Origin of the sequence: Pseudomonas sp. CFBP 8758, from assembly GCF_014841725.1 — a bacterium.
Taxonomy (GTDB): domain Bacteria; phylum Pseudomonadota; class Gammaproteobacteria; order Pseudomonadales; family Pseudomonadaceae; genus Aquipseudomonas; species Aquipseudomonas baltica.
This window is the reverse complement of the sequence record NZ_JACYUK010000002.1, coordinates 1-19,503: the sequence shown is the minus strand read 5'-3', so window position 1 is coordinate 19,503 and position 19,503 is coordinate 1. Positions and strand designations below refer to the sequence as shown.

Here is a 19,503-nt window from a genome sequence, read left to right as displayed (position 1 = left end):
TCCCTGATTCGTTGAGTCGTCAGGGGCTGCAAAATCAGCAAGTTAGCCTGACGAGGCTGCGCTTATGGCTCGCACCGCGCGAGCTGCTATTCGCGTCCTACCTGGGCCGATCGCTCGCCCGAGCGCTCATCGCAGGCCCGGTAGGCGCCGACTGAAAAAAGGAGTCCGCCTGTGGCTAATCGCTATGGCAAAGGGCTGTTAGGGGGCGCGGTTATCGTTGCCGTCCTGGCCCTGCTGGTCCACTGGATCGGCATAAGTACCATCGAGCACTACCGCGAAGATCTGATTTTCTACCTGCAAGCGCACCTGATCCTGGTGCTGGTCTCGATGTTTGCCGCACTGCTGGTGGGTATTCCCGCCGGTATCGTGTTGAGCCGACCCAGCATGGTCAAGCGTGCCGAACGCTTCATGCAGATCTTCAACATTGGCAACACCATTCCACCCCTGGCAGTACTCGCCATCGCCCTCGGCATCCTCGGCATCGGCAGTGGTCCTGCGATCTTCGCGCTGTTCCTTGCCTCCCTGTTGCCCATCGTGCGCAACACCTATGAGGGCTTGAAAAACGTCCAGGGCTCGCTCAAGGAAGCCGCCACCGGCATCGGCATGACGCCGCGCCAGGTGCTGTTCAAGGTCGAGCTGCCCAACGCCGTGCCGATCATGGTCGGCGGGGTACGCGTGGCGCTGGCGATCAACGTCGGCACCGCGCCCCTGGCGTTCCTGATCGGCGCCAATAGCCTGGGCAGCCTGATCTTCCCCGGCATCGCCTTGAACAACCAGCCACAACTGTTGCTGGGCGCTGCCTGCACCGCGCTGCTGGCGTTGATCCTGGACGGCATCGTGACCCTGGTCAGCCGCCTGTGGTTCGAACGTGGGCTGACTCGCTGAGCGAAGGAATGAATTCAATGAAGAAGTTAAGCATCGTACTGGGCCTGGCCCTGTTGTGCGCCGGCGTCGTGAACGCCGCAGACAGACCGGTGATCCGCCTCGGCGCCCGGGTGTTCACAGAGCAGACCGTACTGGCGGCCATCACCGCGCAGTACCTGGGCAGCAAAGGCTATGACGTACGCGTCACCGGTGGCCTGGGCAGCAACCTGGCGCGCAGCGCCCAGGAAAGCGGTCAACTGGACATGCTCTGGGAATACACCGGGGTGTCTCTGGTGTCCTACAACCACATCGACGAAAAACTCGACAGCGCGGCCACCTACGCGCGGGTCAAGCAACTGGATGCCCAGAAAGGCCTGGTGTGGCTGACGCCCTCGCGGTTCAGCAACACCTATGCCCTGGCGCTGCCTGAAGAAGTGGCCAAGGCCTATCCTCAGGTCAACACCATCAGCCAGCTGAACCAGGTGCTGATCGACGAGCCGAAGAAAGGCCATATCCTGGCCCTGGACACCGAGTTCGCCAACCGGTCGGACGGCCTGGTGGGACTGACCCAAACCTACGACCTGAAATTCACCCGCCGTGACATTCGCCAGATGGATGCCGGCCTGGTCTACACCGCGCTGCGCAACGGGCAGGTGTTCACCGGTCTGGTCTACACCACCGACGGGCGTCTGAACGCCTTCAAGCTCAAGCTGCTTGAAGACGACCTCGAGTACTTCCCCGACTACACCGCCGCACCGGTGGTCCGTCAGCAGCTGCTCGATGCCCATCCGCAACTGGCTGCGCAGCTCAAGCCCCTGGCCGAAATGCTCGACGATGCCACCATGCGCGAACTCAATGCGCAGGTCGACGTCGAGCACCGCAGCCCGACGGTGGTAGCGGCGGAGTTTCTCAAGGCCCATCCGATCACCGACCAAGCCCAGGAGAAGCCATGAGTTTCCTTGACACCTTCTCCCACCTCGACTGGCCATTGGTGCTGCAACTGACCTGGCAGCACATCACTCTGGTCGGCATTGCAGTCAGCCTGGCCATCGTCTTCGGCGTGCCGATCGGCATCCTGATGACGCGCTTTCCGGCACTGGCGGGGCCTCTGCAGGCCTGCGCCACGGTGCTGCTGACCATTCCCTCGATCGCCCTGTTCGGGCTGCTGCTGCCGTTCTACTCCAAGTTCGGCCAAGGCCTGGGGCCGCTACCGGCCATCACTGCGGTGTTTCTCTATTCGCTGTTGCCGATCCTGCGCAACACCTACCTGGCACTGACCGGCGTCGAGCCCGGCATCCGTGAAGCCGCCAAAGGTATCGGCATGACCTTCGGCCAGCGCCTGCGCATGGTCGAGCTGCCCATCGCGGTACCGGTCATCCTCGCCGGCGTGCGCACCGCCGTGGTGATGAACATCGGCGTCATGACCATTGCTGCCACCATCGGCGCCGGCGGCCTGGGCGTTCTCATCCTCACCTCCATCAGCCGCAGCGATATGTCGATGCTCATCGTCGGCGCCGTGCTGGTCAGTGTCCTGGCGATCATCGCCGACCTGCTACTGCAATGGCTGCAACGCGCCCTGACCCCCAAAGGATTATTGAAATGATCGAACTTCAGAACCTGACCAAGACCTTCCACAGCAACGGCAAGGAAGTCAAAGCCGTCGACGCGGTAAGCCTGACCGTCAACGAAGGCGAGATCTGCGTATTCCTCGGGCCGTCGGGCTGTGGCAAGAGCACCACGCTGAAAATGATCAACCGATTGATCATGCCGACCTCCGGCAAAGTCCTGATCAACGGCGAAGACACCACCGGCCTGGACGAGGTCACCCTGCGTCGCAACATCGGCTATGTCATCCAGCAGATCGGTCTGTTCCCCAACATGACCATCGAGGAGAACATCACCGTGGTCCCGCGCCTGCTCGGCTGGGACAAGAAGCGCTGCGCCGAGCGTGCCCGCGAACTCATGAGCATGATCAAGCTGGAGCCCAAGCAATACCTGCACCGCTATCCGCGCGAACTCTCGGGAGGCCAGCAACAGCGCATCGGCGTGATCCGTGCCCTGGCCGCCGAAGCGCCGCTGCTGTTGATGGACGAGCCGTTCGGCGCGGTAGATCCGATCAACCGCGAAATGATCCAGAACGAGTTCTTCGAGATGCAGCGGGCCTTGAACAAGACCGTGATCATGGTCAGCCATGACATCGACGAGGCCATCAAACTGGGCGACAAGATCGCCATCTTCCGCGCCGGCAAGCTGCTGCAGATCGACCATCCCGACACGCTGCTGGCCCATCCGGTGGACGACTTCGTCAGCAACTTCGTCGGCCAGGACAGCACGCTCAAGCGCCTGCTGCTGGTCAAGGCCGAAGACGCCGCCGACAATGCGCCTTCGGTGAGCCCGGAAACGCCGGTGGCCGATGCGCTGGAATTGATGGACGAACACGACCGCCGCTACGTCGTGGTGACCGATGCGCAGAACAAGGCCATGGGTTATGTTCGCCGACGCGACCTGCATCGCCAGGCCGGCAGCTGCGTCGACTTCCTGCGCGAGTTCAACGCCACGGCTGCCTATGACGAGCACCTGCGCATCCTCTTGTCGCGCATGTACGAGTTCAACCGCTCATGGCTGCCGGTGCTGGACGCCGAGAACGTATTCCTCGGCGAGGTGACCCAGGAATCGATCGCCGCCTACCTCAGCTCAGGCCGTTCGCGTGGCATGAAAACCAGCATCGTCTCCCCGGCCGAAACCGCCCAGGCCTGACGCGCGCCCTCGCGTAGGAGCGGTCATTGGCCGCGAAAGCCGTCCCGCGGTCCATCAGACAGACCGCATCGACCGCTTCGCGGCCAATGACCGCTCCTACGAACTGCACACGCACTCACCCGCAGGAGCGGTCCCTTCGCCCTACCCCAGATTGAACCGCGCCGTATTCTCGCTCAGCACTCGGCTCCCCTGCCCCAGTCGATCCGCCGCCTGGTTCACCGCCCGCGCGCCATCGAGCAGACGCACCGCCGCCTGGTCCACCTGCTGAATGTTGCTGCTCACCTCATCTGCCGTGGCCGCCTGCTCTTCCACCGCCGTAGCGATCTGCGCCAAGGTATCGGTCACCCCTTGCACCGCCCCGGCAATCTCACCCAGGCGCTCACCCAGGCCCATGACCGACTGCGCATCGACCTGCGCCTGGCCACACGCGGCCTGCATCAGTTCCACGGCCTGCTTGACTGTCGAGCGCAGGCTTTCCACCGTACCGGCAATCTGCCCAGTCGAAGCCTGGGTGCGCTGTGACAGGCTGCGTACCTCGTCAGCCACCACTGCAAAACCGCGACCCTGCTCACCCGCCCGCGCCGCCTCGATGGCCGCATTGAGCGCCAGCAGATTGGTCTGTTCGGCAATGCCGCGAATCGCATCCACCACCGACTGAATCTGCTGGCCCTGCTCGCTGACACGGCCCAGGGCCTGCGCCGTGTCGTTCAAGCGCTGGTTGAGCTGCTGAATACTGGCCGTGGTGCGCTGGCTGTCACGGCTGCTGTCCTCGGCGATCTGCCGGGTCTGCTGGGCACTGCCCGAAGCCAGTTCGCAACTGCGCGCCACGCCCTGCGAGGTGGCCGCAAGCTCGGTGGCGGCCGCAGCGATCTGACTGATCTGCTGTTGCTGCGCCTCGACCTCGTCGAGCGTGCCGCTGGATTGGCTGTTGAGCGTCACCACCGCCTGGCTCAGTTGCACGGTTTCGTGGTTGACGCCCAGCAGGCTGCCACGCAACTGCACCACGGCAGCATTGAGCGCCGTACTGATCGCCGCCAGCTCATCGCGTCCCTGCACCGCCACCTGCACACTCAGGTCACCGTCGCGCAGCGATTGCGCCAGGGTGGTAATGCCACTGGCGCTGCGGCGGATCGATGCTTGCAGGCACACGAACAGGTACAGCGCCGCCAACAGCAGCAGGGCGAACACCGTCGCGCCCGGAATCAGCTGGCGAACGGCCTGGTCATGATAATGATCCAGGCGCACCTCCAACGACATCAGCGACTCGTGACGCAAGCCGTTCAGGGCGCCGAGCATGCTGTCCACACTGCTTTCGAACTGGGCCGCAGACAGCTTGATGTCGCCGCCGAACAGATTGTCATCCAGACGCTTCAACTCACCGTCCAATGTACCCAGTGCCTGCTGATACTGCTCGTCCCAGCCGCGCAGTTGCTGCGGCAGGCGTTGCTGCAGCGTGCCACCGGCTTTCACCAGTTGCTCGCGTGCATCATTGATACGGCTGCGCAGGTCACGCATCTGCAAACGACTCTGCAGGCTGAATTGCCCGGCGACCAGGGAGGACTGGCCAATGCTGCCAAGGCGCCCCACACGCTCGATCAGATCAGGGGCTTGCTGAGTGGCGATCTGCATCAACAGATAGCTTTCGCGCCACGGGTCGACGATCAACCCGCTGGCCATGGCGATCTGTTCGCGCAGCACCTGCACCGATGTCAGCGCCGCCGTGAAACGATCGTATCCATCGGGCCACCAGCCCACCTGGCGCAGGCTTGCCAGATCGAGGCCCTTGGTCGCGGTTTGCACCGTTTGCATTCGCTCCAGAGTGTCGGCAGGGGCCTTCTCGTGTGCCAGCTCAGCGGCCAGTTTATCGAGCGATGCCTGAATTCCCGGTGCGGCCGCCTCCAGGGCGGCGATCGCGGCCTGGGCCTCGGGTGTCGGCTGACGCTGGATATCCACCGCCTTCCAGCGCGCGGCACGATTGCGCTGCGCCGAGAGTTGCGCATCCAGGCTGTCGAGCGCCAGTAACTGATGCACGCCGCTGCGCTCGGCATCGATCACCGCCAGCCGGTCGCGAAAATCCTCGCCCAGCAACCACAGGCTGCCGACCAGCGGCAGCATGAACAAGAGAAACAGCAGCTGAAACTTGCGGGCGAAACCATAGCGACCCAGCAACCGGATACCCGGCGACAACAAAGCATGCATGTCCGACAACTCCACGGAGAATGCAGGTACCTACGGAAACGTGGCGCCAGCAAAATGCCACTGCAGCAAGATTCAGACCAACCGACTTTCTCAGCCTTTGCCCGCAGCGTCGAGCACGCCCCATCGGCTGCGGCTTCGCTTTGGTGCATCTGCCCACCTATGCACGCCTCCAATGAGTGCAGCGGCTGTGTCACCGGAAGTGGCAACCGCACCGCAACGCATTACCCAGGGCGCATGCGCAGCGGGGTTCGTCGACATGGCCCGGAACCTGCTACAGGCAAACCGCAAAAGCTGACCAAGCAGTTATGTTTCAGCACACGGCCAACGCTCGATCGGGCTTGCTCGCTACACACACCGTCGCCGCACGATCCACGGCGCCCATCGCCCCAGGGGAGCAACATGCTGGACTCATTTTTCAAGCTGAAAGCGCACAACACCACCGTGCGCACGGAAATCCTCGCCGGGGTCACCACGTTCCTGGCCATGGCCTACATCCTGTTCGTCAACCCCAGCATTCTTGGCGAAACCGGCATGGACAAGGGCGCGCTGTTCGTGGCCACCTGCCTGGCCGCCGCCATCGGCTCGGCGATCATGGGCCTGATCGCCAACTACCCGATTGCCCTGGCACCGGGCATGGGCCTCAATGCGTTCTTCACCTACACCGTGGTCCTGCACCTGGGCCATAGCTGGCAGGTTGCACTGGGTGCGGTCTTCATATCAGCGGTGTGTTTCTTCCTGCTGTCGATCTTCCGCATCCGTGAATGGATCATCAACAGCATTCCCCTGCCGCTGCGGTCGGCCATCGCTGCTGGCATCGGCCTGTTCCTCGCACTCATTGCGCTGCAAAACGCCAAGATCGTGGTTGCCAACCCGGCCACTCTGGTCGGCATGGGTGATCTGTCGAAACCCGAACCGGTACTGGCGATCCTCGGCTTCTTCATCATCGTCGCACTCGAGGCACTCAAGGTCCGTGGCTCGGTGCTGATCGGCATCCTGCTGATCACCGTGGTGTCGATCCTGCTTGGAGTAACCCCGTTCGGGGGTGTGGTATCAATGCCGCCGTCACTGGCGCCGACCTTCCTGCAACTCGATATCAAGGGCGCATTCGATGTGGGCTTGATCAGCGTGATCTTCGCCTTCCTGTTCGTCGATCTGTTCGACAACTCCGGCACCTTGATCGGCGTGGCCAAGCGCGCCGGCCTGATGGGCAAGGATGGCCACATGCCGAAAATGGGCCGCGCCCTGATCGCCGACAGCACCGCAGCGCTGGCTGGCTCGTTGCTCGGCACTTCGACCACCACCAGCTATATCGAATCGGCCGCCGGCGTCAGCGCTGGCGGCCGTACCGGCCTGACCGCCATCGTGGTCGCCTGTCTGTTCCTGCTGGCGCTGTTCTTCGCGCCCCTGGCCGGCAGCGTCCCGGCATTCGCCACCGCGCCCGCCCTGCTGTTCGTAGCAGTGTTGATGGCATCTGGGCTGGCAGAGGTCGACTGGGACGACATCACCGTCGCCGCCCCGGTCCTGGTGACCGCCCTGGCCATGCCGCTCACCTACTCGATCGCCAACGGCATCGCCTTCGGCTTCATTACCTGGACAGCGGTCAAACTGCTGAGTGGCCGGTGGCGCGAACTCAATTCGGCACTGGTCGTGTTGTCGATCATCTTCGTCATCAAGCTGGGCTGGTTCGGTGGCTGATCCCCGCACTGCGCACACCCTCGCACGCCACGCGCAGCCTAAGCGTTTGATCGCACGCATAAATATTTTGCAAAGGGGTGTTGACACAATTTCGTTTCAGGCGAATAATGCGCGCCACTTGGCTACATAGCTCAGTTGGTTAGAGCATAGCATTCATAATGCTGGGGTCCGGGGTTCAAGTCCCTGTGTAGCCACCAAGTACGATCCACAGATGTCTACAGCAGTCTGTGAGTCACCTCAAGAAGCCCGCCTCGTGCGGGCTTTCTTGTTTCTGGTTGTCTGGCAAGGCCAAGCGGATTACCAGCGATACGCCACGGTCCCCAGCACCGTGCGCTCATCACCCCAATAGCAGCGACCGGCATTGTTGCAGCCCGACACGTATTCCTTGTCGAACACGTTCTTCGCGTTCACGTCCACCGACCAATGCTTGTCGATGTCATACCCTATCAAGGCGTCAACCAGCGTCACATCGCCCGCCTTCAGCTTGCCGTACAGTGTCGGCGCGGTGTAGGCAAAGGTATTGTCGAAATAGCGCACGCCGCCGCCCAGGCGTAAACCGCTCAGCGCACCTTCCAGGAAGCGATACGTCATCCAGGTCGATGCCTGATTGCGCGGAATGCCCGTCAGTTGACGATCCTCGAACAATGACCCCGGCGCATCCTTGGTAACTCGCGCATCGGTGTAGGTATACGACGCGACCAAGCTCAGATTACGCGTTACATCACTATTGACCTCAAGCTCGACGCCTTTGGACTCGCTCTTGCCAACTTGCTGGCTGAAACCGTTGCTGCCTGCGACTACGTCGCGAGATTTGGTCAAATCGAAAACCGCAGCGCTGAAGGTGGTGTTCCAGCCCGCGGGCTCGAACTTCAGACCCACTTCATACTGTTCGCTGAGGATCGGATCGAGCAGATCGCCGTTGGGCTGCGACGATTGCTGTACAGGCGTGAATGCAGTGGAATAGCTGACGTAGGGAGAGATACCGTTTTCGAACTGGTACATCACGCCCGTCTGCCAGCTGAACCGATGATCCCAACCGTCAAGATCCGTGGCCGCTACCGCTGCGCTGCCTGGGCGAGCCGCGCTGGCACGGTTGCGGTATTGGCTCTGTACCCAGTCCTGACGCCCGCCCAGCAGGAAAATCCAATTATCGTACTTGCTTTGCAATTGCCCATACGCACCGTACATGTGCTGATCAAGCTGGGAATTCTGCACGTATTGCGAGGCATTGGGTTGCACCGGCGAAAACACCGGCCGGAATACATTGTAAGTACCGCCCAGGCCTGCGTTCCAATCCTGATTGAACGAGGTACGGTCGTAACTGGCGCCCAGCAATACCGTGTTATCCAGCGCCCCCGAAGTGAAGTGCCCTTCGAATTGGTTGTCCACCGAATAAGTGATCGACTTGTTGTCGCGATCATACGCAGTGCTGCTCAATGTACTTCCGAAGCCAGCCTGATTCAGATTGTTCGGCCAGGTTTCATGGCGGTTCAAACGTGATTCCATGTAGCGCGAGTTCTGCCGGAACTGCCAGACGTCGTTGATCTGATGGCTGAACTCGTAACCCAGGGTCCAGGTTTCGCGCTCGAAGTCGTCCCAGCTTGGGTTGCCGTTGAACTGGTCCTTGCCGATCTTGCCATTGACGTTGTTGAGCAGCGTTCCTGCAGCCGGATAGCCCAGCAGCAGTTTGGTGCGGTCGCGCTGGTAGCTGGACAGCAGGGTCAGTGCCGTGTCCTGGTTGAAATTGAAAGTCATCGACGGCGCGATATAGAGGCGGTCGTCCGGCACCGAGTCGACTTGCGCATCGGCATTGCGGCCCAGCATCACCATTCGCCCCAGGATACGGTTATCGTCCGTCAACGGGCCGGATACATCGATCCCAAGCTGGCGCCTGTTATTGCTGCCATAGGTGAATTTCGCTTCGCCTTGCGCAGTTTCGGTCGGCTTCTTGCTCACCAGATTGACCAATCCGCCGGGCGCATTCTCACCATAGAGAATCGAGCTGGGGCCTCGAAAGATTTCGGTACGTTCCAGGCCATAGGGCTCGGTGGTGGTGTCGTAGCGATTGCCTTGCAGGCGTAGACCATCCTTCAGCAACCCGTAGCCATAGTCCGTGGCGTTGTAACCTCGGATGGAAAACAGATCACCGGCCAGGCCGTCACCGACAGCGAAAGGTGGAGCGAAGATACCCGGTACGTAACCAAGAATGTCGGTAAGGGTCTGCGAGCCCTGGTCTTGAATGCGTTGGCGTGTCACCACCGAAACCGAACGCGGAGTCTCGGACAAAGGTGTGCTGGTTTTGGTACCCGCAGTGCTGTTGCGTACCTGGTAGCCCACTGTCTGCTGGCTTTCCGGTGCTTGTTCGGTAATGACCAGGTCTTGCAATTGCAGCGCTGTGCCCTTGCTCACAGGCCTGGCCGGTGCTTCCTCGGCAGAGACCATCGCCTGCCAACCGAATGTGGCAACAACCAAAGCCAAAGAATTCATGCCGAGATTCATCTTGTTATTGCAAGCCATCTACCTTCCCCTCCCCTGAAGATCCCGCGAAAGCCAGCCCATTTTGTAACGGTATATCTCGGGGCGGAAATTAACATAGAGTGATTTGCATTAACATTATTGTTATCGAATAAAAAGCGCCACAAACAACTTGAGGGGTAGGGGTGCGCTTTTTTTCGCGCACCCACTTTCGCCCATCTCTAAGTTGCTACCATGACCGTCATTTCCCACCCGGAGGTCTACATGCGCGCAACCGTGCTGGTGCTGGTCGAAACCATCAACGACTACGTGTCGATTCTCGAAGATCAAGGCTACGAGCTGATCATGGCGCCCTCACCGGCAGCCCGCGCAGAGGCCATCGAGCAACACGCAGATCGCATCGATGCGGTGCTCACACGCGGACCACTGGGTCTGACGGCAGATGAAATGGCAGCGCTGCCCAAACTGCGCATCATCTGTGTGCTCGGTGCGGGTTACGAGAACGTTGACCTGCCAGCCGCCAAGGCACACGGCCTGACCGTGACCAATGGGGCCGGAGTCAATGCATCGTCGGTGGCAGATCACACCCTGGCGCTGCTGCTGGCACTGATGCGCGACATCCCCGGCGCCGATGCGTCGGTGCGCCGAGGCGAATGGGCCAAGACCATGCGCCCGTCGGTGGCCGGCAAGCGTCTGGGCATCATCGGGCTGGGCGCAGTTGGCCTGGCAATCGCCAAGCGCGCCGCATTGGGTTTCGACATCAGCGTGCAGTACCACAATCGCAGCCCGCGCGATGATGTCGATTATGGCTATTGCGCAAACCCGACCGACCTCGCTGCGGTCAGTGACATCCTGATAATTGCCACGCCAGGCGGCGCGCAGACACGCGCCATCGTCGACGCCGGCGTACTGGAAGCACTCGGCCCTCAGGGTTATCTGGTCAATATCGCTCGTGGCAGCGTCGTGTCGACGGCCGACCTGGTGAGCGCCTTGCAGGCTCAGGCGATCGCAGGTGCTGCGCTGGACGTCTTCGACGACGAGCCCAACGTACCCGATGCGTTGAAAACGCTGCGCAACGTGATCCTGACGCCTCACGTGGCCGGCCTTTCGCCGGAAGCCACGCAAGACACCTTGAAGATGGTCGAACGCAACCTGACTGCGTTCTTCGCCGGCGAGCCTGTGTTGACGCCAGTCCAGCTCTGAAACGTGTGGGAGCGGAGCGGGCGGCGAGCCCGCCGCTCCCCAGCCTCATACAGTGATCAGATCACCCCACAGGCCATCCGCGCCGCACCACCGCCCAACGGCGCCGGTGAATCGGCGTGGTTGTCACCACCGGCGTGCACCATCAGTGCATGCCCTTCCACTTCGCTGAGCTTTTTCAAACGCGGGGCCAGCACGGGATACGTTGCGGTACCGTCGGCGTTCACGTAGATCGCCGGCAAGTCACCCAAGTGTCCCTTCGCATCGTAAGGTCCCAGGTGCTTGCCGGTCTTCTGTGGATCGAAGTGCCCGCCTGCCGCTTCCGCCGCCGACATCTTGCCGTCTTTCATCGCCGACGCGCAGCTGCCGTTGGCATGCACATGGAATCCATGCACGCCTGCGGGCAGCGACTTCAACTGCGGAGTGAACTGCAGGCCATAGGCCGTTTCCTCGATCATCACCGTGCCGATCGGCTGGGGTGCGCCCTCGGCGCTCACCAGGTTGATCTGGACTTCCTTGGATGCCGCATTGGCGCTACCGATCGACATCGCTGCCATCAGTGCCAGCCAGCCATAAGACTTCATGGTGCCTCCCTCGCTTCGCGTTTGATTACCGAAAAGGCCACGACCCAAGCCGTCGCCCATCCGAATCAGAACCCGAATGCGGCTCACTCGTTCCTGGCCATCAATCCAGCGCGCGCAAACGGTACTGTGGTGGCAACTGATCGAAGCCACTGATGGTCACATCCAGGCTCTTCCAGCGGCCGTCCTTGATGCCATAGATACAGCCATGCACCGACAGCTCCTGGCCACGGTGCCAGGCGTTCTGGACAATACTGGTGTGCCCCACGTTGGCCACCTGCTGAATCACGTTGAGTTCGCACAATCGGTCGACCTGCTCTTCTTCGGTAGGCAGGGTCGCCAGCGTTTTGCGGTGCTCGTAATACAGGTCGCGAATGGTCCGCAGCCAGCCATCGATCAGCCCCAGCTGACGATCCTGCATCGCCGCGCGAACACCGCCGCAGCCATAGTGACCGGTGACCAGAATGTGTTTGACCTTGAGCACGTCGACCGCGTACTGAATCACCGACATGCAGTTCAGATCGGTGTGCAGCACCACGTTGGCAACGTTGCGGTGGACGAACAGATCGCCCGGCAACATGCCGACGATCTCGTTGGCCGGCACGCGCGCGTCCGAGCACCCGATCCAGAGGAATTCAGGTGTCTGCTGGCGTGCCAGTTTGGCGAAGAACTCCGGATCCTCTTCCTTGATCGCCTCGGCCCACCGCGCGTTGTTGTCGATCAGTTCCTGTAGGTCATGCATGTTCAGCCCTCGAGAATCGTTTGGATTATGACTGGCCATGGCTGCACAAGGTCACGGTCGGCGCGGACAAATCATGCTGAATCTTTCCACTCGTACGGGGGTCAACCCTATCTAGACACACATCAGAGGATTGCCGTAATGACTGATTCCCATCGCCCCTACGATGCCCCACAACCTGCTGCAATCGACGACATGGAAGACCGCATGGGTCAGGTTCGAGAGCTGGATTTCGATGACACCGACGGTCCCACCGGCAGGATCGGCGACACCATCCCTGCCGATGAGCTGGAGCACCTGGTGCCTGACGAACGCGCCCGCGAAGCAGGACTGACCGGCGCTTCGATGGATGACCACAATCCGACCGACGACGACATGAGCCCCGAAACACTGATCCGTGAGGATGGCGCACGTTCGCCCGATGAGCCAGGCGACAGCGGACCCGCTGATCAGGAACTCAGCTTCGTCGATGAAGACGACATCGGTGGCGGCGATGGCCTGGATGAAGAAGAACTGGCGCTGATCGACCCACTCGATGGTAAACGCTGAGTCCAGCATGCCTAGCGATCACTGCCCGAGGCAATCTCGGGCAGTGACTCCGACTGCTACTCGAACAAGGTACAGGCCATCACCAGCGCGTCTTCGCGCCCCCCGGCCATTGGATAGTAGTCGCGCCGCTTGCCGATCTCATTGAAACCATAGCGTTCGTACAAGCGATACGCCGACTGGTTGCTGGCTCGCAGTTCCAGAAAGCATTCACGCCCGCCCAGCTCGTAGGCACGCGTCATCAGCCGCTCGAGCAACTGCAAGCCCAGTCCACGGCCCTGGTTTTCAGGCTTCACGGTGATGTTCAGCAAATGGGCTTCGTCGATGATGACGTTGAGCACGCCATGCCCCACCTGTTGCTGCCCGTCGAACATCAACCAGATCTCGTAGGACTTCAGGCCGTCCAGAAAGATACCCCGCGTCCACGGATGGGAGTAGGCAGCGAATTCGATCTTCAGTACGGCATCCAGATCCGCCTCGGTCATTCGCCGAAAGCTTACGGTATCACTCATCACGGTTTTTCCAACGCGGTATCAAACGGCGCATGGCTTGCCACACGGCCGCCTTGCGCTCGGGTTCATCCATCAACAACTCAAGGCCCGGCAACGCCCAGGCGGCGCCAAGCCCCTCCACCTCCAACTCTCGGTTGTAGTCTTCGGCATTGGCCCGCCCGGCAAAACGAATCGCCGGCAGCCCGACCAGCCACAGGCACGTGCACGGCGCCTGTTCTAGCTGAGCCATGACGAAGCCCTGAACGAAATCGCAGGCTGCATCCGGCCCCTGGTCCAATTGACCGCGCTGCAGCAGCGGCCAGCGGATCGGTTCGCCCAGAATCTGCGGCGCATCGGGCAAACCGGCAGCACGCAGCATGTCCTTGAGCAGGAGATAGGAAGGGTCGCGACTCTGGAACGCCTGCCCAGTGGCCAGTTCCACCAGCACCACGCAGGGCCCGGCGCGCAACACCTGAAGGGCGAAGCGCGGCGGAAGATTCGCTGGCTTGGCGACCGGCGCCCCCACGGCCACCTCGGCCACGGCTGCCACGGCCGGGCGTATGCTGCCCGGCCGTGGCACCTCGATCTTGGGCCGCTGCACCTTGGAAGGTTCGGGCCTGGCTGGCTCCACTGCTGATGGCACGATCGGCAGCGCTGCCGCCGCCCCTTGATCCACGGCCTGCACTGGCAGCGGCGACGCCTCGACATGCTCCAGCAGGCTGGCACGCGATGGCGCTGCGAACGGCAGTTCGGTGCGGGGCAGCCAGTGCACTACCTGCATGGCGTCAAGGTAGGCGCGGCGACGGGACTCGTTGAGCAAAAGGTCAGCCATCTATGGGTAAGTCGAGGCGGTGGATTCTACCGGTGTTCGACACAATGTGCCGCCAAGTTTTGCGCACGCCGTCGCCCGCAGCGCAAATACCCACCTCGTCATGCAGTACAATCGCGACCCTTTTACTGGCATGAGTCGACCAGCCGATGATCGAACCCAAGCGCGTGCTGCGCGCCCTCGCCGACCACTGGGCCCTCCTGGAGCCGCTGTGCGAGCACTTCGACCAAGGCACCCTGAGCCTCGTCGAACTGCGCCAGCAACTGGCTGCCCAGCGCCTGGAAAGCACTGCCCAAGAGATCACCAGCCTGCTCGACACGTGGATCCGGCTGGACATCCTCGTACCTGTCGCAAAAAGCCCCAACCGCTTCGAGCTCAATGCGCAGATCCACGACTTTCTTGCCTACCTGCGCCGCGAGCACCGGCTGGGTCTGTGCCTGGAGATCGAAGCCTACCTGCGCCACCTCGAACGCCTGGCCGGACACATTCAGGATGCATTCGACATCCGCGATGGCAACGACCTGGCGCGGCAACTGCGGCTGCTCGACATGCGCGTGCGTGATGTCCTGAAGAAACTGGCCAATGACGAACAGGCCCTGGTCGCCGTGGCCGAGAGGGCCAAGACCCGCGACCGCCAGGTAGCCCTGCGCCAGCGCTACGCCGAGGTACTGGCGACCTGGGACGAATACGTCGAACCGATGATCCAGCTGGTCAACGCCGATGGCGCATTCGAACAAGGCGTGCGCAAGGTCGAGAACGTCCTGCTGCGCCTGCTCGGTGAACAGCAACGCCTCGGCCATCTGGTCGACGACGACATGCTGCTGCGTACCCACGCGCGCATTCTCGAAATGCAGACCTGCGCTCAACTGACCTTGCGCCACGCCCGCGAGCTGCTGTTGCCACTGCGCGAGGAAGCACGTCGGCACAACGCCGTGACCCGCGGCGCGGCCCTCGCGCTTTCGGCCATTCGCCGCAAGGGCCTGGACGCCGTGCCACAAGCTGCCCTGCCTTTGTTCAGCCGTCCCCAGAGCACCTTTCTGGGCAGCGCCAGCCAGGTCGAGGCGTACGTCTATGCCCTGGCCCGCTTCGAAGCCAAACCGGCGCCCTTTCCCAAGGCGCACAAGAGCGACACGGCAGGCACCCAGCGCGCGCCGCGCACGGTCAAGGAGATGCTCGAGCGCTGCGAGAATGCGCTGCCGATGCCCGATTTGATGCGCTGGCTTCTCGACCAGGAACCCGATGGCGCCACCGACGACCTGCTGTACTGGTTCTCACGCCTCTCGCGTGACAAACGCTTCGCCCGACAGCGCCTCGAACGCCGCGACTACCACACCCGTGAGCATCAGCTGAGCCTGCGCTCCTTCGCCCTGCTTTCCAGCGCCGAGCCCGCCGTCGCGGTCGCCTCGGCACACTCCGCGAGCACCGATCATGCATCTTGACCTGAACGAACTGACTCACCTGGCGCCGATTTTCCGCGAACTGCTCAAAGGCTTTCACATCAGCCGCCGCGATCCCGAGTTGTACTCACAGCTGTCCAATCTCCAGGACCTGTACCGCGGCCTGTTCAAGGCCCTGGGCTACGAGCTGGTCTGCGACACCCGCGGCTTCTACTACTTCGTGCCCGAGCAGGCCGCCGCGCAAGTCAACAAGACCGCCCAGCGCCTTTCCCTGTTCACCTTCATCCTGGTCGAGCACCTGGCTGACCAGGGCCGCGATCCGATCGCCGTACTGGATGGCGGCAGCCTTGGCCGCGACGAGCTGCCGGCGCTTCTGGACAAGTACCGCGACCTGTTCCTGCAGGCTGAAGTACAGACCCAGGAAGAACTGGAAGAGAAGATCCTTCGACGCATGACCCAACTGGGCTTCACCGCCGAAGACAACGGCATCTACCGCTTCCTGGCGCCGATGCATCGGTTTCTCGACGTGTGCCTTTCAGTGCAGCAGGACCGCGACCTGGCCGCCAGCCTGCACAGCGCTCTGCCCCTGCCGGTGCCGATGCTTGTCGACGACGACGGCGACGACAGCACCGACGAACAGGCCCTGGCCCGTGCGATAGCCCAGGAACAAGAGGAGTTCGACACATGACTCAGGAACGCTACGGCATCCGCCGCTTCGCCCTGCTCAATACCGCAGGCTATAGCCTCGGGCTGTTTCCCCTGGAGCAGCCGTTATCGGTCTACGGCGCCAACAACCTGGGCAAGAGCGCCTCGATCAACGCCCTGCAGTTTCCGATCCTGGCGCGCATGTCCGACATGAGCTTCGGCAAGTACACGCTGGAACAATCGCGACGCTTCTATTTTGCGACCGATACCAGCTACATCCTTTGCGAAGTGGTCCTGGCTCACGGCCCCCACGTGATTGGCGTGGTCGGTCGCGGCCCCGGCGGTGGGTTCGGCCATCAGTTCTTCGCCTACGCGGGTGAACTGGACCTTGCCCACTATCAACAGGACGGCACCTGCCTGCGTCAGAAGGAGCTGTTCGGCAACCTGGAACGCCAAGGCCTGAAGGCCTACGAACTCAAGCCCGAGGAACTGCGGCGCTTGCTGGTGGGCGGTCATACCAGCGTGCCGCTCGACCTGACCCTGATCCCGTTGCGTTCGACCAGCGAGCAGAGCCTCAAGACCTTTCGCGCGCTGTTCATCAACCTGCTGCACATGCGCGAAATCACCGCGGCGAAACTCAAGCAATTGTTCCTCGATGCGTTCGAGCACAGCCTGCGTTCAGGTAGCGTCGACTACATAGCGGCCTGTGAAGAAGCCTTCCGCGATGTCCGACGCATGGAGCAGGACTACAACGCACTGGTCGCCGCCGGTCCTCTGGTCGAAGCACTGGCCAACGGCGTCGCCCAGCGTGACACTCTGCGCGGCAAGCTGCACCGCCTTTCACCCCTGCTCGACGCGCTGCTCGGCACCTGGCAGGACTACGCAGGGGCACGCAAGGAAGAGCTGGTCATCCAGTCCGAACACTACCGCAACGAACAGGACGTGCTGCAAGACAATCAACGCGGCAGCACCCAGGAACTGATGCGCCTGGAGCGTGAAATCTCGAGCATCCAGCGCTGGCTCGGTGAGCTGTCGGTACTCAAGAACCGCTTCGCCCTGGTCACCGACGTGCGCATGTTGGAGCAGCAGTTGCTGGCTGCCAAGGATGCCCACGACGAGCTGGCCGGCGCCCTGGCGCAGTCCCGGCAATTCAGCGCCCAGGATCTGCAGGAGCGCGTCGGCGACATCGAACGCCGCCTCAAGTCCATCCGCCAGCAGCTGGAACATGCCGACAACAACAGCTACGCCCGTCTGCGCGAGGAGTTCTCGCAACAGGATGTCGACCGGCTGATGCGCCTGTTCAACGGCGCCCTGTTCAGCCTGCCCATGGGGCCACACGGTCTCGTTCTGCAGGACGGCAACGCATGGGTCGATGCAGTGCAGACCGTGCTCGACCGCTTCAAGGGCGAGCGCTTCGAACTGCCAGGCATGTCCATCGACCTTTCAACCATCGAGCCGCCTGTGCTGCAGGCGTTGGCCGATCGTGCCGCACTGCGTGAGCAGAGTGCACGTCTGGAAAAGGAGTTGCAGCAGCTCAAGACCCAGCAAGGCGTGGCGGCCGACTTGTCAGCCAGCAAATCTCGATCCGAGACGCTATATCAGCAGGTCTTGGATGCGCAGAAGGCTTTGGAAGACTACCGCCGTACCCAAACCCTAAGTGTCGAGGAACAGGACAAGCTCGAGCAGTTGGCCCAACTCGAGGCCGCTCAGGATGAACTGGCACGGGCAAGTGACGCTTTCACCGAAAGGGTCCGACAACTGTCGGCCAAGCTGCAACTGGTCGGCCGGCAAATCGCCGATCTGGAAAGCAAGCAGCGCACCTTGGACGACGCCCTGCGCCGCCGCCACCTGCTGCCCGCCGACCTGCCCTTCGGTACGCCCTTCATGGAGCAGGTCGACGACTCGATGGACAACCTGCTGCCCCTGCTCAATGACTATCAGGACAGCTGGCAAGGCCTGCAACGTGTCGATGGACAGATCGAAGCCCTGTACGCCCAGGTGCGCCTCAAGGGCGTGGCCAAGTTCGACAGCGAAGACAACGTCGAGCGACGCCTGCAGCTGCTGATCAACGCCTATGCCCATCGCACCGACGAGGCCCTGACCCTGGGCAAGGCGCGTCGTGCCGCGGTCACTGACATCGCCCGAACCCTGCGCAACATTCGCAGCGACTACGACAGCCTCGAACATCAACTGGGGCTGTTCAACCGCGAGATCAACAAGCGCCAGGTGTCCAACCTGCAAAGCTTCCGCATCGTGTTGGCACCCAACAAGGATGCCCTCAAGCACATCGACCAGATCATCCACAGCGCAGGCCAGTACGAAGAAGGCGAAACCCTGTCCGTGTTCGACCTCAACCAGAGTGTGGAGCAGGACAGCAAGAACGAGGAAGCGAAGGAGTATCTGGCCCGTATGGTCGCGGCCAACCACAATCAACTCGGCCTCAAGGACCTGTTCGAGCTGGCTTTCGAAATCACCAAGGTCAACGGTCAGCCGGTCATCCACACGGACATCGATGGCGCAGCGTCCAATGGCACCACCATGACTATCAAGGCGCTGACCAACATGTACCTGCTGCTGCACCTGATGGATCGCGATCAGGCCGGCCGCATCCGTCTGCCCTACTACCTGGACGAGGCCGCCGACATCGACGAGCGCAATCAGGCGGCCCTGCTCGAAACCAGCCAGCAGTTGGGTTTTACCCCGATTCTGGCCAGCGTAAAGCCGCAGGTATCCGCCCATGTCGCCATCGATCTTGAAGGCGGCAGCAGTAGTGACGGCATCTACATTGATGAAACCGACTGGAAATTCATCCGCCGCCACGACGAGTTGACCAAAGCGGTTGCGGCACTTGAAGCCGAGGTCAGTCAATAGATCAAAGGTTCAGACCAAGCCCCGCCGCTGCGGGGCTTTTTCATGGCCCGCTGTTGGCATTCGACGCTTCAGGGACGCGCGAAAAACAAAGGCCGGAAAAGACAAAACCCCTACCTGCTCGCGCAGATAGGGGTTTCGGGATTGAATCTTGACGATGACCTACTCTCACATGGGGAAACCCCACACTACCATCGGCGATGCATCGTTTCACTGC

Annotated in this window: 16 protein-coding genes and 1 tRNA gene; 11 read left to right on the top strand and 6 right to left on the bottom strand. The window is 61.8% G+C overall.

Annotation, left to right across the window (positions count from 1 at the left end; all coding sequences use genetic code 11):
- Positions 1 to 171: 171 nt before the first annotated feature.
- The 4 genes from IFT75_RS03900 to IFT75_RS03885 are packed head-to-tail and all read left to right on the top strand — an operon-like array spanning position 172 to position 3,621.
- On the top strand, positions 172 to 885 hold the full coding sequence (locus tag IFT75_RS03900; protein WP_192053466.1) for an ABC transporter permease subunit: 714 nt from the start codon (positions 172 to 174) through the stop codon (positions 883 to 885).
- Positions 886 to 902: 17 nt separating this feature from the next.
- Positions 903 to 1,817 carry a glycine betaine ABC transporter substrate-binding protein gene (locus IFT75_RS03895; protein WP_192053464.1) on the top strand — a complete coding sequence of 305 codons (915 nt, stop codon included), beginning with the start codon at positions 903 to 905 and terminating at the stop codon, positions 1,815 to 1,817.
- Positions 1,814 to 2,467: an ABC transporter permease gene (locus tag IFT75_RS03890; protein ID WP_122479650.1), complete on the top strand. Its 654-nt coding sequence runs from the start codon at positions 1,814 to 1,816 to the stop codon at positions 2,465 to 2,467. The genes IFT75_RS03895 and IFT75_RS03890 overlap by 4 nt, the downstream gene beginning before the upstream one ends.
- Entirely contained in the window at positions 2,464 to 3,621 is a 1,158-nt protein-coding gene (locus tag IFT75_RS03885) for an osmoprotectant ABC transporter ATP-binding protein OsmV (protein ID WP_122479651.1), read from the top strand. Before IFT75_RS03890 ends, IFT75_RS03885 begins: the two co-directional genes overlap by 4 nt.
- A 141-nt stretch (positions 3,622 to 3,762) precedes the next feature.
- Here the strand turns inward: IFT75_RS03885 and IFT75_RS03880 are convergent, their stop codons facing one another.
- A complete protein-coding gene (locus IFT75_RS03880; protein ID WP_185794127.1) occupies positions 3,763 to 5,820 on the bottom strand; it encodes a methyl-accepting chemotaxis protein in 2,058 nt (685 codons plus the stop codon).
- Positions 5,821 to 6,219: 399 nt separating this feature from the next.
- On the opposite strand from IFT75_RS03880, the gene IFT75_RS03875 reads away from it, so the two are divergent.
- Both IFT75_RS03875 and IFT75_RS03870 read left to right on the top strand, forming a co-directional pair.
- Complete coding sequence (locus IFT75_RS03875) at positions 6,220 to 7,515, top strand: NCS2 family permease (RefSeq protein WP_192053462.1); 1,296 nt, start codon at positions 6,220 to 6,222, stop codon at positions 7,513 to 7,515.
- A 120-nt stretch (positions 7,516 to 7,635) separates the two neighbouring features.
- Positions 7,636 to 7,712: transfer RNA gene (locus IFT75_RS03870), tRNA-Met, on the top strand.
- Between the two features lie 100 nt (positions 7,713 to 7,812).
- Here IFT75_RS03870 and IFT75_RS03865 read toward each other — a convergent pair.
- Entirely contained in the window at positions 7,813 to 10,002 is a 2,190-nt protein-coding gene (locus IFT75_RS03865) for a TonB-dependent siderophore receptor (RefSeq protein ID WP_446731053.1), read from the bottom strand.
- 252 nt (positions 10,003 to 10,254) lie between these two features.
- On the opposite strand from IFT75_RS03865, the gene IFT75_RS03860 reads away from it, so the two are divergent.
- On the top strand, positions 10,255 to 11,193 hold the full coding sequence (locus IFT75_RS03860; protein ID WP_192053941.1) for a 2-hydroxyacid dehydrogenase: 939 nt from the start codon (positions 10,255 to 10,257) through the stop codon (positions 11,191 to 11,193).
- 56 nt (positions 11,194 to 11,249) lie between these two features.
- Here the strand turns inward: IFT75_RS03860 and sodC are convergent, their stop codons facing one another.
- Positions 11,250 to 11,774, bottom strand: coding sequence for a superoxide dismutase family protein (gene sodC, locus IFT75_RS03855; RefSeq protein ID WP_122479656.1), 525 nt, complete (start codon positions 11,772 to 11,774; stop codon positions 11,250 to 11,252).
- 100 nt (positions 11,775 to 11,874) lie between these two features.
- Positions 11,875 to 12,513, bottom strand: coding sequence for a carbonate dehydratase (can, locus tag IFT75_RS03850; protein WP_122479657.1), 639 nt, complete (start codon positions 12,511 to 12,513; stop codon positions 11,875 to 11,877).
- A 138-nt stretch (positions 12,514 to 12,651) separates the two neighbouring features.
- Here can and IFT75_RS03845 point away from each other — a divergent pair, with 138 nt between their 5' ends.
- Positions 12,652 to 13,059 (top strand): serine kinase/phosphatase, encoded by a 408-nt coding sequence (locus IFT75_RS03845; protein ID WP_192053458.1) that lies wholly within the window; start codon positions 12,652 to 12,654, stop codon positions 13,057 to 13,059.
- Positions 13,060 to 13,115: 56 nt separating this feature from the next.
- On the opposite strand, the gene rimI is transcribed toward IFT75_RS03845, so the two are convergent.
- Both rimI and IFT75_RS03835 read right to left on the bottom strand, forming a co-directional pair.
- Positions 13,116 to 13,568, bottom strand: coding sequence for a ribosomal protein S18-alanine N-acetyltransferase (gene rimI / locus IFT75_RS03840; protein WP_122479659.1), 453 nt, complete (start codon positions 13,566 to 13,568; stop codon positions 13,116 to 13,118).
- Positions 13,561 to 14,367 (bottom strand): energy transducer TonB, encoded by an 807-nt coding sequence (locus IFT75_RS03835; protein WP_192053939.1) that lies wholly within the window; start codon positions 14,365 to 14,367, stop codon positions 13,561 to 13,563. Before IFT75_RS03835 ends, rimI begins: the two co-directional genes overlap by 8 nt.
- A 158-nt stretch (positions 14,368 to 14,525) precedes the next feature.
- Between IFT75_RS03835 and mksB the strand changes: the two genes are divergently transcribed.
- From mksB to mksF, 3 genes are read left to right on the top strand one after another with little or no spacing between them, the layout of a single operon-like run.
- Positions 14,526 to 15,815 (top strand): Mks condensin complex protein MksB, encoded by a 1,290-nt coding sequence (gene mksB, locus IFT75_RS03830; protein ID WP_192053456.1) that lies wholly within the window; start codon positions 14,526 to 14,528, stop codon positions 15,813 to 15,815.
- A complete protein-coding gene (gene mksE, locus IFT75_RS03825; RefSeq protein WP_122479661.1) occupies positions 15,805 to 16,461 on the top strand; it encodes an Mks condensin complex protein MksE in 657 nt (218 codons plus the stop codon). Before mksB ends, mksE begins: the two co-directional genes overlap by 11 nt.
- Positions 16,458 to 19,289, top strand: a complete 2,832-nt coding sequence (mksF, locus tag IFT75_RS03820) for an Mks condensin complex protein MksF (protein WP_192053454.1) — start codon at positions 16,458 to 16,460, stop codon at positions 19,287 to 19,289. Before mksE ends, mksF begins: the two co-directional genes overlap by 4 nt.
- Positions 19,290 to 19,503: the final 214 nt, after the last annotated feature.